Raw genomic sequence first — 13,700 nt, 5'->3', positions numbered from 1 at the left:
CGCCAAACCTGTAGGAGCGAACTTGTTCGCGAGACATCAGGCCTGACACACCGGGTAACCCGCCTCGCCAACAAGTTGGCTCCTACAGGGATTGGTGTTTAGCCGATCCAAAGCACGCAAACCCCGCCAATCCTGTAGGAGCGAACTTGTTCGCGAGACATCAGGCCTGACACACCGGGTAATCCGCCTCGCCAACAAGTTGGCTCCTACAGGGATTGGTGTTTAGCCGATCCAAACCACGCAAACCCCGCCAAACCTGTAGGAGCGAACTTGTTCGCGAGACATCAGGCCTGACACACCGGGTAAGCCGTTTCGCCAACAAGTTGGCTTTTACAGCGGATTTGCGTCAGAGCGCTAACACCATTCGCCGCTCATACGCCAAGCGCCCGCGATAAGCGGTGCCGCAATCAACCCAGCCCAACCCGAGATAAAGCTTCATGGCGCCCTGGTTTTCCGGGTCCACCGACAACATCAATTGCCGGACCCCCGGCCAAAACGTCTGCACCAATCCAGGCAAACTGCCCAGACAGTATTTGCCCAGGCCACGCCCCTGCCATTCCACATCGATCATCAGTGCATGCAGCGTGACCGAATCAGCGTCCGCCCAGGGCGGCAATAACTTCCCACGCTTGAGCAGAAAAAAACCGCGCGGCGTATCGTCCACCAGCAACGCGAATCCACGAACGTGATCGTCTGACGCCGACACCAGCGTATTCAGCGCGCCGAAGATATCCCCCGCGAACATCTTCTGCGCGTGGGGCAGTTCCAGCAGTTCCAGCTCCTGGCGCTGAACCGCTCTCAGCGTCCTTTGATCCACTACCTCCAGCTTCATCAGTTGCGGCCTTCACTCTATGCGCAGGTCGGCATTATGACGTTGTGAAGCGTTTGTGTCGTAGCTGCAGCGCCAATGGATGCTCGTCGTACTCCCTAAATCATCCGTGAAAGCGTGCGGCTCGCCTTTCTGAAGACGCCAAAACCCGGCAAATCCCCAACACACAAGTGCTTGAGCCCTATCAAATTTTATTCCGAACGCAACGGTTGTAACTTCGTGTGAGACCGGTACAATGGCGCGGCTCGCCGACTGGCGAGTGTCGTTATGGTGACCCCATCGGTCCCCCCGCAACGATTACCCGTGAACCTGGTCAGATCCGGAAGGAAGCAGCCACAGCGGGAACATTGTGTGCCGGGGTGTGGCTGGTGGGGTTGCCTCCAATTATCCAGACCTCTAAAAATCAGCAGGTCGGGATGTCGTAAAAGCCGTGAGTGTGACGCCTGCGTAGCGCGCACGAGTGGTGCAGTCCTTCTGGACTTCCAAAGTCTTTCTCCTCCTTTTCAGTCCAGCACGTGTTTGCCCACAGTCGGCAGCCTTCGTCGCGCGCTCTGCCGCCTCGCTTTCGCTTGAATCCAGGCGCAACCGGGCAATATCAGCCGCCTCATGTCTCAACTAGTAAGGTATTTCGAGCGTCGCTCTGCAGCCTCCCGATGAGGCGTTCTCCAACCGGATTTCTCCCCCCAGCCGCTCAGCGACGGCCTGCACGATGGTCAACCCCAGACCCACTCCCTGATCGTTACCAAGACTATAGAAACGTTCGAACAGCCTTTCCTGTTCTGCCGCCTCGATGCCTGGGCCCTGGTCTGTGACACTCAACAGAAAACGACGGTTATCGAAGCTGAGGCAGACGCTGACCTGGCCGCCTTCCGGAGAAAAATTGACCGCATTGGTCAGCAGGTTTTGCAGGGCTATATCAATAGAGGGGAAATCGCTGTCGATCCGACGCGACGGTTCTTCACATTCGAAGACCAACTCCAGGCCCCGACTCAGCACCCAAGGCGTCATCTGTACCAGGCTATCGCGCACAGCCTGCACCAAGTCCCCTGAGGTTTTTTTCACAGGGCCAGCGCCGGGCTCCAGACGCGCGATGGTCAGCAATTGGTTGACTAGGCGCGTTGTACGATCAACGCCGACGATAAGGTAATCGAGCGACTGCTTGCGCTGCTCCTCGTTGCGGGCTTCGAGCACGTTTTGCGCATGTACTCTCAGCACTGCCAGTGGGGTGCGCATTTCATGAGCCGCGTCGGCAATGAAGCGGCGTTCGCGGCTCAAGACTTCCTGGATTTGGCCCAGCAACCGATTCAACGCCGCCTGCATGGGCTCCAGTTCGCTGGGCAAAGGGGCTAGTTGCAGAGGCTCAAGCGACCCGGGGTGACGGCCGCGCAGCGTGTCAGCCAGATTGGCGAGCGGTTTGAGGCCCCATCCAATGGCAATCCAGATGGCTAACATCAACAGCAGGCTGCCGATCAGGTTGGGCAGCACGGTGTGACGTACGATTCGATTGACCAAGTCCGAACGCACGTCGTCACGTTCGCCCACCCAGATCAGCAAACCCTGCTCTGGGTCTTTGAGCACGAACGCGCGCCACTGATGGGTGCCCAGATCAGTGATGTTGGTGAAGCCGATGTACTGCGGGGGATGGGTAAAGCTTGGCGCGCTGGCAGTGTGTACCAGGAGGTTGCCTTTGATATCCCAGACCTGAAAGGCAATCTTGCTTTCATAAGGATGGCCATCGACTCGCGGTTCCGCCTGGGCCAGTGCCTGATTGAAGGCTTGGTAGAGCTGCGCGTGTGCTTCCCGGGCAAGCGGCATACGCATGACGCCTTGCAGCAGACGCGCGTTTTGCGCCAGTTGCGCGTCGTAGACTTCGGCGATTTCGTGATTGCTGTCGTGCACATTGACCAAGGTCAGAATCAGCAGTCCGATCATCACCAGACCCAGGATGAGCGTGAGGGTACGCCGACGGATCGAGTTCAAGCCCGATCCTCCACCAGGTAACCAACGCCGCGAACCGTGCGGATCAGGTCGCTGGAAAACTTCTTGCGCAGATGATGGATGTGTACTTCAAGCGTGTTGCTCTCGGCCTCTTCGTTCCAGCCGTACAGCAACTGGATCAAACGCTCGCGGGTCATCACGCGACCCGGCGGCGACAGCAATTCGTAGAGCAATTGATATTCCTTGGGGGTCAGTGGCACCGGGGCGTTGTGGTAGCTGACCTGCTGCGTAGTGGGATCAAGCGCAATACCCGCGTGCTCGATCAACACCCGCGCACGTCCAGCGCTACGACGCAAAAGCGCACGCAGGCGAGCCTTGAGTTCGGACAAGTCGAACGGTTTGATCAGGTAGTCGTCCGCGCCGGCGTCCAGCCCGGCGATGCGGTCTTCCGTGGCGTCACGGGCGGTGAGTATCAGCACCGGCACGGTGGACCCGCTTTGACGGAGTCGGCGCAGCACCGCCAAGCCGTCCATCTTCGGCAGCCCGAGGTCCAGAATCGCCAGATCGAACACTTCGCTCAACATCGCGTGCAAGGCGCTGGCCCCATCTTTGAGCCAGTCAACGGTATAGCCCTCGCGGCTCAGCGCCTGATGAATGCCTTCCCCCAGTGCAACGTCATCCTCGATCAGCAGCAGACGCATGAACGCTCCGTCATTTCAGTTTTTTATTCACATCAACCAGCAACAGCTGTATGTCCTTGCGCCGCCCGGCATCTGCAACTTCGCGGCCTGGGCGGGGCCCGGCCTGCAACGCTTTGTTCAGCGCTTCTTTGGCTTGAGCATAGTGGCCCTGACGAAACAGATGGTCACCCCAAAAATACAGCGGATCGATGCCGTCGGGATTAATTTTCAGGGCCTGCTCGAGCAGCGTCTGCGCCTTGTCGGCGTCACCGAAACCGATGGGCCAACCCGGCACGCGGTCATACAGCGCGGCAAGGCTCGCATAGGCTGAGCCCTGCAAAGCATTTGGGTCCAGCGCCAGGGCTTTTTCCAGATCGGCTTTGGATTGCTTGACCTTGCTCAAGGCGCCGAGGCCACCTTGCGCGCCGGCCCAACTGCTGGTGACGATGCCATTCCAGATCCAGGCCTCAGCCAAAGCGGGGCGATCCTGAGTAAACGCTGAGGACTGGACCGCCAACTTCTCGAACGCCGCGACCCGCTGATCCTCGGGAAGTTGATACTGAACACGCGCCCAGTCCTGTTGAATGGCCGTCAACCGCTGTTGATCCGGCGCATCCAGTGCCCAGAGCGGCAGGCTGATCACACACAGCAGTGCTAATAGAATCGTTCTCATGGTTTTGTTTTCTCTTCCAGTGTGCGGGCGCTGAGTCGGCGAATCAGCGGTAAATGTTTGCGCAAACCTCGGTCAACCAGCGTCGGCAGCACGCTGTTGAGGCTGACGAAAAACCGCTCCGGCCATCCCAGGTACAGTTCACGTCGATTACCAACAATGGCGTGCACGACGGCTGCAGCAACTTGCTGCGGGTCGTCCTCATTACTTTTGAGCGCGGTATTGAGGGCTCGCGCAGCGGGGCCATTCATTGATGTGCGAGTGGCGCGGGGTGCCACGTACAGCACGCCGATCCGGGTGTCGGCCAGCTCCCGTCGCAACGCCTCGGAAAACCCGCGCAAGGCGAATTTGCTGGCGCAGTAGGCGGCGTAACCGGCATAGCCAATCGAGCCGTAGGTCGAACCGACATTGACGACCATCGCACTCGCTGCCCCGCGCAGCATCGGCAGCATCAGGCGGGTGAGATGGATGGGCGCGTGTAAGTTGATAGTGAGCATCGCGTCGATTTCGCTGGCCGGCAGTTGTTCGAGCATGGCGAAATGATTGGTACCGGCGGCGTTGACCAGCATGTTGACGCCCTGCATCGCTTGCGCCGACATCAGTACATGCTGGCGACCTTCATGGGTGGTCAGGTCCGCGTGAACCCAGTGCAGCAGATGCGGGTACTGCGCCTGCAACGGCAGCAGAGGCTCGCGGTGCCGGGAAACCGCTAGCACCTCGGCGCCTTCACTGCACAGCGCCTGTGCGATGGCCATGCCGATCCCACCGCTGGCTCCGGTCAGAACCACGCGCGTTTCAGACAGACGCATGATTGGATTCCTTGGGGGTCTGAAGCGCAGCGTCGGGCAACTGACGGAACATCTCGGTGTACAGCGCATACACGACTTTCGACGCTTTGATGACAGCGGCCTGATCCTCCGGGTCGTGGAGTTGGTCCATGAGCTTGCGATACGTCTCCATATGACCGACATCCAGACTGCCATGGGAACTGAGGTAACTGAACGCGCTGGTGGGTAGGTTCAGACGCTGCTGAATGCTGCTGGCGGCATGGGTGGCCAGCGCAATACTGGTGCCTTCCAGCACATTGACCATGCCGAACAGACCCGCCGGGTTGCCACGAGCGATCAGGTCATACAGGTAAGCCACCATCAGCTCGATGGGCAGGCCCGGTGTGCCATCGCGAACCGCGTCGGCGTTCGCGCCGCACGCTCGTAAGTCATTGAGAATCCATTGTTCGTGACCATATTCATCGTCGATGTACTCGCACACTGCGCCGCGCAGCCATTCCAGGCGGGTCGGCAGGCGCGCACCGCAGGCCATCATCAACGGCACGGTATGCCGCACGTGGTAGTAGGCCTGGGTCAGGAACGCCCGATAACTGTCCAGGGTGACCTGCCCGAACAAGGCCTGATGGATGATGGGCAGATTGAATAAGGTCTCACGCTCGGTGCGTGTGGCGTCTTGCAGCGTCTGGAAAAAGCTCATGATGAGAGAACTCTGGTGTGGGAGGATTCGCTAAAGTGCTGCCCGTAATGCGCCAGAATGGCTTCGCGGCGCGGTCGGCCATTGGCTGTCGCCATGCCGTTTGCGGTGGTGAAGGGGTGATCCAGACGGGTCCAGCCATGGACCCGTGCGTAGTCGGGCAAGGTTTGATTGGCTTGGGCCACGGCGTCGGCTATTTGCAGGTCGGTGGTGTCAGGGCGTAGCGGCCACAACAATGCGTGGTTGTGGGGCATGGCTTCGCCGTAGACAAATGCCTGGCCAATGATGCCGCGCTGCGTAAGTTCGGCTTCGACCCACTCGGGATTGACGTTGCGACCGAAGCTGGTCACGAATTGATGCTTTTTTCGACCTTTGAGATAGAGGTAGCCGTCCTCGTCGAATTCGCCCAAATCCCCGCTGGGCCACCACTCGGGCTCTGCCTTGCTTTCGCCCAGATAACCCAGCATCGGCGCGCCGCCTATCAGCACTTCGCCGTCGTCTGCCAGTTTGATCTGCACGTGGGGCAGCGGCTTGCCGACGCTTCCCAGGCGACACGCTTCGGGTCGATTCAGTGCCACCACCGACGCGCATTCGGACAGGCCATACCCTTCGAAAACCGGGATGCCGACTGCCTTGGCGCGCAGCAGTAACTCCACACTGACTTTGGCCCCACCGACCGCAACGAAGCTGAGCCCCTGAGGATTGAAGGCCCCCATTTCGCAGGCCGATACCAGCGCGAGCAGCAATTGCGGCACCAGAATCATGCTGTCTGGCTGGCGGATTTTCAGGCAGTTGAGAAGCCTTGGGAGGTCAATGCCGCTGGCATCTCTGATGCCCAATGTTCGCTGGCTGGGCAGGCTCAGGGTCGCGCCAGCGTACAGCGCCGCATAGCACCCTATGTTTTCCAGCAATATCGCCATGGGCAGAATGGACAAATGATGGCGGGGGCGTTTAGCCCGGCTGGCCTCATACAACTCTCGCGCCACGACCAATACGCTGTTGGCACTCAGGCACACACCTTTTGGCGTGCCGGTGGTGCCGGAGGTGAAAGTCAGTTTGGCTGTGTTGGCCGGCAGAAGGTGGGGCTTGTCGGGTGTTCTTGACCAGAACCCTGAGCGGCGGGTGAATCCGGCGGTTTCGAATTCGTCCGCATGTTCGGGGTGGGCAATGACCAGATCCGCCTGACTCTGATCCAGGCAATGGCGTCGTTGTGCAGCGCTGAAAAACGGCGGCATAACCAGGCACGCCAGCCCCTGGAACAGGATCGCCAAATCCCAGACCAGCGCATCTGGCCCGTTTTCCAGCGCAAGGGCGACGACCTTGGCATCCATGTCCCGAAGTAACTGCTGGCGCAGCTCGATTTCTGCGTCCAGCTCGGCGTAGCTCAGGCGCAAATCTTCTCCCCACAATGCGCAAGCATGGGGATGCTCAAGGGCCATATTTGTCAGTCGCAGACGGAACGCCAGGAGTTCAGGCGACATGGCAGCATTGCTCCAGGCTGAGCGGCAAGCCGAAGCGTTCGAACAGCCCGGATCGGCTCAGGTGTTCAAAACCTGAGCGCACATCCCCGACATGCACGCTGGGTTGGGTGTCGTAATAGCGACCCCAGGCGTGACGATCATCACCCAGACGCAGCGGGTCGGCGGGGCCGAGAGTGACCGGACGCAACCCCAGGCGGTTGAAGCTGTTGACCAGGCCGGCATTGCCAGTAAAAGAAACCCACTCCAGTCCACCCATGGCAAGAAGCCAGGTAACGGTAATAATGCTTAGCCGTGCGCTGCCAATGCTCGACGCCCCCAGGTTGCCAACTTCGACGATGGCCTGTCGGTCGACGGATCTGCCGGCCGCACGTTCGACGGCTTGCTCGATAGGCTCGTCGAGATAGCGCTCAAGAAACAGTGGCTGTTGTGCCGCCAGACGCACGCCCGCTACCGCGCATAAGGAACCAGAGCCGTCGTGAAGCCCGAACAGCTCGGGCATGAAGTGGCTGATTTGCGCGTTGTGTGCCTGCTGAAAGCGGTTTTGAATAAATGACTCGAACGCCTCGCGCATTGGCTCGCCAACCAAGGCCCGGTCCAGCACCAGTGCAGGCATGCCGGTGTGACCAAATTGAAGCGGTAAACAGATGTTCCAATCTCGGGCATGCATAGATAAACGCTCCACTCACGAGTAAGTGAAGCCAATTTATGCGGCAATTCTTAGGGAAGTCTGAAGGTGGCTCGTGAAATGAATCGGCACTCTTCAGAAAGCGTTAAGAAACCAGGTGCAAGGTTGGGGCACATTTACTCCAATGGACTGAATTTATGATTTCCGAACCTGGCGCACCGCGTTACGCAAAATTATCCATCACCCTGCATTGGCTCATGCTCGGGTTGTTTGTCGGGGTCTATGCCTGCATCGAACTCAAGGGGATCGTGCCCAGAACCAGCCAGCTCAGGAGCCTGCTTTTGGGGTTGCATGGGGTGTTCGGCCTCTCGATTTTCGTTCTGGTATGGGTTCGTTTATTCGGGCGGATCAAGCCTGCGCCGTCGATCTCGCCGCCGTTGCCTGTCTGGCAGAAATTGTTGTCCCGACTCGTTCACGTAGCGCTTTACGCACTGATGATCGGAACGCCACTGTTGGCGTGGCTCATGTTGTCGGCGGGCGGTAAGCCAATACCGTATTTTGGTGTCTTCCTGCCTTCGCCACTGGCCGTGGACCCTTCTCTGGCGCGTCAGTTGAAGGGCTGGCACGAGTGGGTGGGCAACATGGGTTACTGGCTGATTGGGCTTCATGCTGTAGCGGCTCTCTTTCATCATTACGTCTTGGGCGATAACACACTTGTGCGGATGTTGCCTGGGCGGCGTCGGCGCGTAAGTGCGCTCAAACCCGTCATTAAGTAAATCATCGTGTTTTCGGTATTTTCATTTCGGTCTGACATATTTTCTACATAACGGACGTGATCATTCATCGCTGTTGTTTGCACCCATGCAAACGAAGAAACTTTTTTATCAGGTAAATAAGAATGAATAAACTGCCGCAGATCACGCTTGCGTTTTGGGTGATGAAGATATGCGCCACCACATTGGGCGAAACAGCTGGCGATCTATTGTCCATGACACTGGACGTCGGATATGCACTGAGTTCATTGATTCTGATCAGCGTCTTCGCGGCCTCGCTGTTTGGCCAACTGGCTGCGAAACGTTATCACCCGGCGCTTTACTGGTTTGTCATTCTGTCGACCAGCACCGCTGGCACTACCATGTCCGATTTCATGGACCGAACCTTGGGGTTGGGTTATGCGGCAGGTTCCGCGATTCTGATTGCAATACTGCTCGTTATCTTCACTGCCTGGTTCTGGAGTGAGAAATCTCTATCCGTCAGCCGGATCACCAGCCGTAAGGGCGAACTGTTCTATTGGTTCGCCATACTGTTCTCCAATACGTTGGGAACAGCACTGGGCGACTTCCTGGCGGATGATTCAGGCTTGGGGTTCATGGGGGGCGCGTTACTAGTTGGCAGTGCCATTGCCATTGTAGTTGTGCTGCATTACACCACTAAATTGTCCTCGGTCATGTTGTTCTGGATCGCGTTCGTATTGACTCGCCCCTTTGGTGCAACGCTGGGCGATGTGCTCACCAAGCCCTACGCTAAAGGGGGGCTGGACTTCGGTACGGTAGGCTCCTCACTGGTGTTGCTGGTGTTGCTGGTGATACTGCTGGTACTGGTCGCGGCCGCCACGGCGTTCAACCGCAAGCGCGAGCCTGCTTTTGAGCAAGTGGCTGACAGTTGAAAGCCGAGGGAGAGTAAGGAATATCGGATGGACAAGCTCACATTAAATAGTGCTGACAGAGCCATCAGGATTAATGCATCTGATGGCGCCGAACTTAAATACTGGTCTAAAAAATTCGGAGTGACTAAAGATGACATCAGGCGTGCGGTGAAGGAGGTGGGTGACTCTCTCAGTGCAGTTAAAGACTACTTTGATCGAAAAGCGAAATAGTGTGAGCGCGCGTCCAGTCCATCCCTTTGAATTGGGTGCCCACTCATAGTTAAGGCTGTTTCTTTAACAGTCATGCATCCAATCGGTGGTGTACGGTCTATCCATTTCGGTGCAACTGGCTGGTCATCCATTTATTTCAAGAAAATTTCACTAATAAACCACACTTGGGAGCATGGCCTGTTAGTCTGCACTTGCCTATTCAGGCAGGGAGAACGTGAATGGAAAATCGCAGGCGCACTCATGGAACTGACGATATCAGAATAAATATTCAGGACAGCAGTGAGCTCAAGTATTGGGCCGATAAGTTCAGCGTATCCAAAGATGAAGTAAGGTCAGTCGTCAGCGAAGTCGGGGATTCATTAACCGATGTGCAACGACAGCTCCAGCTCGCACATCACGTGTGAGTAATAAAGCCCGGCTAAGCGCCGGGCTTTGCATTTGAGCTGCTTAGAATTTCCGCCAGTGCGGCGAATGCGCTGTTAGGGGCTCTTACTGTTGCTATGACCAGCGATCTCTATGCCTGAACAAATCTCATCCATGGTCGGCTTTGCTCACCGTCGCTTTGCTGATGAATCAGGCTTGATTCCGACATTGAGCAATTGGGTGATGGAGACGGACTTTGAACATGCGTCTGGTTGGCCCGAACAGCTGTTTGTGTAGCTGGCAGGATTTGATCCAGGCGCAAGCCGGAATTCTGCGACCGCGCAAGATCGCGGGTTTTAAGCCGATTACACTGTTCGCTGTGGTAGCAGGGTGCCACAATGGGCGCTGGCGTAGGCTCAAGATCTGGCGGATCAAATGAATGGGCTTGAACTTCAGTGTGACCCGGATGCTGTCATCACGCAGCAAGTACGCACTGACCGATTACAGCAACTGTTTCGCCAATCGGTATTTGCGGTGGCGGGCAGTTATTTTGCCGCATTCATGCTGTGCTGGTTGTGCTGGGAACGCTTCAATCACGACGCAGTGGTCGGCTGGCTGTCAGTCCTGACCGCGTCCAGTCTGCTGCGTATCGTGATGTTCGGCGCTTATTTTCACAGCCCTGACCGGGATCGCACCCCGCAACGCTGGGAGCTGAAATACTGGCTCACGCTGGTGTTCTCTGCCGGGGTGTGGGGTATTGGGGCGTTCGTGGTCATGCCAGCGCAAGACTCGCTGGCGCAAGCGCTGGTCATGCTGTTCACCGTGGGTATGTCGGTTGCGGCGGTCTCGTGCTATTCGGCCTACCGCCACATGACCCTGGTGTCGATAGCACTGGTATTGCTGCCGTGCTCTGGCTGGCTGCTTTTTCAGCCGTCGACCCTACAGGCGGGGATGGCGATATCGGCGCTGATGTTCGCCTCTTTCGTGGTCAATGCAACGCGCAAGATGTCTGACGCGCTGGAGCAGGCATTCCGGCTGACCCGTGAAATGGAGCGTGCTCACAGCATCTCCAACTATGCCGCGCAAACCGATGACCTGACGGGTCTTAAAAACCGCAGGGCCTTTTTCGAAGGGGCGCAGGAGTTATTCAGCCAGTGCCGCCGCAGTCATCGCCCCTTGTGTGCCTTGATGCTGGACATGGATCACTTTAAACAGATCAACGACACCTTCGGTCATCAAGCTGGCGACAGGGTTTTACAGCAAATGGGTGGGGTCATTGCCGCGTCGTTTCGCGCGTTTGACCTGCATGGCCGTATGGGGGGCGAGGAGTTCGCAGTGCTGCTTCCTGACACTAAACCTGAGGTCGCAACGGCGATCGCAGAGCAGCTCGTTCAGGTCATCGCAAGCATGAAATGTGAGCCCGTCCACCGGATGACTGCCAGCGTAGGCATCGCTTTTATCGAAGCAGCGGACAAGGACCTTTATCACTTGATGAACCGCGCCGATGAAGCGCTGTATCGGGCCAAGGCGCTGGGCCGTAATCAGGTGGCTATTGCTGTTTGAATGCGTCGCTCCATCAGGTCGGTGGAATGGTTGCGAGAATGCCGATGCCGATGGTCAGCGCTAAAAATCCGAATAGAAAAATGGCGAGCTTGGTCATCGTACGTTCCTGCAAGAAATGCAGCTGTGGGCGAGGGTCGTGGGAGGGGTTGTGCATCCGACCGTTGCAGCCATTGTCGGCCTGCTGCTGATCTCGATACAGACCCAGCTCGGTGTTAAAAATACGGATCAGATGGACAGGGCCGATATTGGCGAGGAATTGATTCAGGTAAAAAAATCGCCCGGATGGGCGATTTTTTATGGGCGGGGATCAGCTAAGCGATTGGGGCCTGACCGGCAGTTTCCAGTTCGGCCTGATGAAGTGGCAGGTGTAGCCGTTGGGGATGCGCTCCAGATAGTCCTGATGCTCAGGTTCTGCCTGCCAGAAGTCGCCAGCGGCGGCGATCTCGGTCACGACTTTGCCCGGCCAGAGCCCGGAAGCGTCAACATCGGCCACCGTGTCTTCGGCGACACGCTTTTGCTCCTGGTCGAGGTAGAAGATCGCCGAGCGGTAACTCACACCCAAGTCGTTGCCTTGACGATTGGCGGTGGAGGGATCGTGGATCTGAAAGAAGAACTCCAGGATCTGCCGATAGCTGATCTGGCTGGGGTCAAACACGATCTCGATCGCCTCGGCGTGGGTGCCGTGATTGCGATACGTGGCGTTGGGCACATCGCCGCCGCTGTAACCGACGCGGGTCGACAGCACGCCGGGGTAGCGGCGCAGCAAGTCCTGCATACCCCAGAAGCAGCCGCCTGCGAGCAGTGCGGTTTCGGTTTGCGTTGTCATTTCTCAATCCTTCCATCAGTGAACATGGCGGCCGAAGGCGTCAATAGTCGGCCAGTTTGCTCGTGGGTAATTGGTTGGCGCAAGCGTCTGGAAAGCTTCGCGCCCCGGACGTTCAATCCTGTCGACGCATTGCTCAGGTGCGGGTGGCCAAGTACACCAGACTCGGAGCCTGCCCCGGCACGTCATCGAGTGAGTCGATGCGCTGCATTCCGATCTTTTCCAGCACGCGGATAGACGCCTGATGGGCTGGCCGGACCACGGCGTAAACCTGTTCAACTGCCAATTCACCGAAGCCATACTCCAGCGACGCGATGCTCACTTCGGTGGCATAGCCCTTGCCCCAACCGCTGACGGCAAACCGGTAGCCAAGGTTAAGACGCTCGACATCAAGGTACATGCGCAGCGACAGGCCGCCAAAGCCGATGACGCGTTGCGGGGCATCGCGGCTGGCGATTGCCCATTGGCCGTAGCCTTTTTCCTCCCAGTGCCTGAGCCAGTCACTGAGCATCGAGGCAGCCTGACTGATGTCGGTCATGGGCCCGGACGGGTTGTACTGATTGGTCGCGGGATCGCTGTGGATGGAGAAGACGCTGGCCAGGTCATCGGCGTGGGGTGGTCGTAAGATCAGGCGCGAGGTGGTGCGGTGCATGGGCCTGTCAATCCTGGCAGTGGGTGGGGTGGTTGTCCGTTGTTTACTCTACCGCAATCTTCTGAGGGCGAGCTCTTTGTTTTGAATTGTGCGGCGGTTCTCAAGTTTGTTGTAGGAGTTGTCCTTTAACTTGCGTAGAACTTTCCTGATGATGTTTTTGGGGTGGTATTGGCATCTGTACTCAACTACCTTGCACAACATTGATCAAGCCTATAAACGGTTTCGCCATTGAAACAGCGCTCACTAATCAATCATTAAACATATTGTTTAATCATGCCGCGTTGGCTTCGTGTCTTATATCAGGGCGGTGAAGCCTGCAGTTCTTATTGATCTTAGTTCTGTATGTCGATGTTTATCGCGTTTATTAAATTAAGCATCAATCTGTTTATACCTGCACCAAGGAGGCTTGAGTATGCTCGACCCACTGCGCACATTCTTCGACCACAGCCGCCACACACTCGTTGTTCGCGGCCTCGAAGCAACGCTCGACGTGCTGGTCTTCGACGGCGAAGAACAACTCAGCCAGCCGTTTAATTACCGCATTGAATTTACCTCCAGCAGCCATGACATCGCTGCCTCGGACATGCTCAGACGCCAGGCCGATTTCAGTTTGCATGCCGCGCCCCATGATTTGCCGCCGCTGATGCCGTGGGACGCTGGCAAGGTCATCCCGCCGTTGCGCACGTTGCACGGCGTGGTCACTGGCTTCAAACGCCTG

General features: G+C 57.4%; 16 protein-coding genes, 1 other RNA gene and 1 pseudogene. 7 read left to right on the top strand and 11 right to left on the bottom strand.

Going from position 1 to position 13,700, the window contains the following annotated elements:
* Positions 1–346: 346 nt before the first annotated feature.
* Positions 347–832: an N-acetyltransferase family protein gene (locus ACWKWM_RS26730; RefSeq protein ID WP_483848987.1), complete on the bottom strand. Its 486-nt coding sequence runs from the start codon at positions 830–832 to the stop codon at positions 347–349.
* A 274-nt stretch (positions 833–1,106) separates the two neighbouring features.
* Between ACWKWM_RS26730 and ffs the strand changes: the two genes are divergently transcribed.
* An RNA gene (ffs, locus tag ACWKWM_RS26725) (signal recognition particle sRNA small type) lies at positions 1,107–1,203 on the top strand.
* 241 nt (positions 1,204–1,444) lie between these two features.
* On the opposite strand, the gene ACWKWM_RS26720 is transcribed toward ffs, so the two are convergent.
* From ACWKWM_RS26720 to ACWKWM_RS26690, 7 genes are read right to left on the bottom strand one after another with little or no spacing between them, the layout of a single operon-like run.
* Complete coding sequence (locus ACWKWM_RS26720) at positions 1,445–2,809, bottom strand: ATP-binding protein (RefSeq protein WP_483848986.1); 1,365 nt, start codon at positions 2,807–2,809, stop codon at positions 1,445–1,447.
* Positions 2,806–3,468, bottom strand: a complete 663-nt coding sequence (locus ACWKWM_RS26715; protein ID WP_483848985.1) for a response regulator — start codon at positions 3,466–3,468, stop codon at positions 2,806–2,808. Before ACWKWM_RS26715 ends, ACWKWM_RS26720 begins: the two co-directional genes overlap by 4 nt.
* A 10-nt stretch (positions 3,469–3,478) precedes the next feature.
* Positions 3,479–4,120 carry a tetratricopeptide repeat protein gene (locus tag ACWKWM_RS26710; RefSeq protein WP_483848984.1) on the bottom strand — a complete coding sequence of 214 codons (642 nt, stop codon included), beginning with the start codon at positions 4,118–4,120 and terminating at the stop codon, positions 3,479–3,481.
* The gene (locus ACWKWM_RS26705) at positions 4,117–4,926 is read right to left on the bottom strand and encodes an SDR family oxidoreductase (RefSeq protein ID WP_483848983.1); all 810 of its coding nucleotides are present in this window, start codon (positions 4,924–4,926) and stop codon (positions 4,117–4,119) included. Before ACWKWM_RS26705 ends, ACWKWM_RS26710 begins: the two co-directional genes overlap by 4 nt.
* Positions 4,913–5,602, bottom strand: a complete 690-nt coding sequence (locus tag ACWKWM_RS26700; protein WP_483848982.1) for an iron-containing redox enzyme family protein — start codon at positions 5,600–5,602, stop codon at positions 4,913–4,915. Before ACWKWM_RS26700 ends, ACWKWM_RS26705 begins: the two co-directional genes overlap by 14 nt.
* Positions 5,599–7,080: an AMP-binding protein gene (locus tag ACWKWM_RS26695; RefSeq protein WP_483848981.1), complete on the bottom strand. Its 1,482-nt coding sequence runs from the start codon at positions 7,078–7,080 to the stop codon at positions 5,599–5,601. The genes ACWKWM_RS26700 and ACWKWM_RS26695 overlap by 4 nt, the downstream gene beginning before the upstream one ends.
* On the bottom strand, positions 7,070–7,747 hold the full coding sequence (locus tag ACWKWM_RS26690; RefSeq protein WP_483848980.1) for a thermostable hemolysin: 678 nt from the start codon (positions 7,745–7,747) through the stop codon (positions 7,070–7,072). Before ACWKWM_RS26690 ends, ACWKWM_RS26695 begins: the two co-directional genes overlap by 11 nt.
* A gap of 155 nt (positions 7,748–7,902) precedes the next feature.
* Here ACWKWM_RS26690 and ACWKWM_RS26685 point away from each other — a divergent pair, with 155 nt between their 5' ends.
* From ACWKWM_RS26685 to ACWKWM_RS26665, 5 genes are all read left to right on the top strand, one after another.
* On the top strand, positions 7,903–8,481 hold the full coding sequence (locus ACWKWM_RS26685) for a cytochrome b (protein WP_483848979.1): 579 nt from the start codon (positions 7,903–7,905) through the stop codon (positions 8,479–8,481).
* Positions 8,482–8,603: 122 nt separating this feature from the next.
* A complete protein-coding gene (locus tag ACWKWM_RS26680) occupies positions 8,604–9,371 on the top strand; it encodes a COG4705 family protein (RefSeq protein WP_483848978.1) in 768 nt (255 codons plus the stop codon).
* A gap of 27 nt (positions 9,372–9,398) precedes the next feature.
* Complete coding sequence (locus tag ACWKWM_RS26675) at positions 9,399–9,581, top strand: DUF3606 domain-containing protein (protein WP_483848977.1); 183 nt, start codon at positions 9,399–9,401, stop codon at positions 9,579–9,581.
* A gap of 218 nt (positions 9,582–9,799) precedes the next feature.
* On the top strand, positions 9,800–9,985 hold the full coding sequence (locus ACWKWM_RS26670) for a DUF3606 domain-containing protein (protein ID WP_483848976.1): 186 nt from the start codon (positions 9,800–9,802) through the stop codon (positions 9,983–9,985).
* A gap of 394 nt (positions 9,986–10,379) precedes the next feature.
* Entirely contained in the window at positions 10,380–11,507 is a 1,128-nt protein-coding gene (locus ACWKWM_RS26665; RefSeq protein WP_483848975.1) for a GGDEF domain-containing protein, read from the top strand.
* A gap of 13 nt (positions 11,508–11,520) precedes the next feature.
* Here the strand turns inward: ACWKWM_RS26665 and ACWKWM_RS26660 are convergent, their stop codons facing one another.
* The 3 genes from ACWKWM_RS26660 to ACWKWM_RS26650 form a co-directional block, all read right to left on the bottom strand.
* On the bottom strand, positions 11,521–11,661 hold the full coding sequence (locus ACWKWM_RS26660) for a hypothetical protein (protein WP_483848974.1): 141 nt from the start codon (positions 11,659–11,661) through the stop codon (positions 11,521–11,523).
* A gap of 153 nt (positions 11,662–11,814) precedes the next feature.
* Positions 11,815–12,333, bottom strand: a complete 519-nt coding sequence (gene msrA, locus ACWKWM_RS26655; protein ID WP_483848973.1) for a peptide-methionine (S)-S-oxide reductase MsrA — start codon at positions 12,331–12,333, stop codon at positions 11,815–11,817.
* Between the two features lie 133 nt (positions 12,334–12,466).
* The gene (locus ACWKWM_RS26650; protein ID WP_483848972.1) at positions 12,467–12,982 is read right to left on the bottom strand and encodes a GNAT family N-acetyltransferase; all 516 of its coding nucleotides are present in this window, start codon (positions 12,980–12,982) and stop codon (positions 12,467–12,469) included.
* Between the two features lie 412 nt (positions 12,983–13,394).
* On the opposite strand from ACWKWM_RS26650, the pseudogene ACWKWM_RS26645 reads away from it, so the two are divergent.
* A pseudogene (locus ACWKWM_RS26645) lies at positions 13,395–13,700 on the top strand (type VI secretion system tip protein VgrG); the annotation flags it as partial.

It is taken from the genome of Pseudomonas rosaeacicularis (genome assembly GCF_057128745.1).
The sequence above is the reverse complement of the archived record's forward strand: the minus strand, read 5'-3'. Positions and strand labels throughout refer to the sequence as shown.

What these genes read in the sequence shown, in the direction of transcription:
- ACWKWM_RS26675 (WP_483848977.1), top strand. Translation starts at nt 9,399, where the DNA reads ATGGACAAGCTCACATTAAATAGTGCTGACAGAGCCATCAGGATTAAT.
- ACWKWM_RS26650 (WP_483848972.1), bottom strand. Translation starts at nt 12,982, where the DNA reads ATGCACCGCACCACCTCGCGCCTGATCTTACGACCACCCCACGCCGAT.
- ACWKWM_RS26685 (WP_483848979.1), top strand. Translation starts at nt 7,903, where the DNA reads ATGATTTCCGAACCTGGCGCACCGCGTTACGCAAAATTATCCATCACC.
- msrA (WP_483848973.1), bottom strand. Translation starts at nt 12,333, where the DNA reads ATGACAACGCAAACCGAAACCGCACTGCTCGCAGGCGGCTGCTTCTGG.
- ACWKWM_RS26680 (WP_483848978.1), top strand. Translation starts at nt 8,604, where the DNA reads ATGAATAAACTGCCGCAGATCACGCTTGCGTTTTGGGTGATGAAGATA.
- ACWKWM_RS26710 (WP_483848984.1), bottom strand. Translation starts at nt 4,120, where the DNA reads ATGAGAACGATTCTATTAGCACTGCTGTGTGTGATCAGCCTGCCGCTC.
- ACWKWM_RS26730 (WP_483848987.1), bottom strand. Translation starts at nt 832, where the DNA reads ATGAAGCTGGAGGTAGTGGATCAAAGGACGCTGAGAGCGGTTCAGCGC.
- ACWKWM_RS26700 (WP_483848982.1), bottom strand. Translation starts at nt 5,602, where the DNA reads ATGAGCTTTTTCCAGACGCTGCAAGACGCCACACGCACCGAGCGTGAG.
- ACWKWM_RS26705 (WP_483848983.1), bottom strand. Translation starts at nt 4,926, where the DNA reads ATGCGTCTGTCTGAAACGCGCGTGGTTCTGACCGGAGCCAGCGGTGGG.
- ACWKWM_RS26660 (WP_483848974.1), bottom strand. Translation starts at nt 11,661, where the DNA reads ATGCACAACCCCTCCCACGACCCTCGCCCACAGCTGCATTTCTTGCAG.
- ACWKWM_RS26670 (WP_483848976.1), top strand. Translation starts at nt 9,800, where the DNA reads ATGGAAAATCGCAGGCGCACTCATGGAACTGACGATATCAGAATAAAT.
- ACWKWM_RS26695 (WP_483848981.1), bottom strand. Translation starts at nt 7,080, where the DNA reads ATGTCGCCTGAACTCCTGGCGTTCCGTCTGCGACTGACAAATATGGCC.
- ACWKWM_RS26665 (WP_483848975.1), top strand. Translation starts at nt 10,380, where the DNA reads ATGAATGGGCTTGAACTTCAGTGTGACCCGGATGCTGTCATCACGCAG.
- ACWKWM_RS26715 (WP_483848985.1), bottom strand. Translation starts at nt 3,468, where the DNA reads ATGCGTCTGCTGCTGATCGAGGATGACGTTGCACTGGGGGAAGGCATT.
- ACWKWM_RS26690 (WP_483848980.1), bottom strand. Translation starts at nt 7,747, where the DNA reads ATGCATGCCCGAGATTGGAACATCTGTTTACCGCTTCAATTTGGTCAC.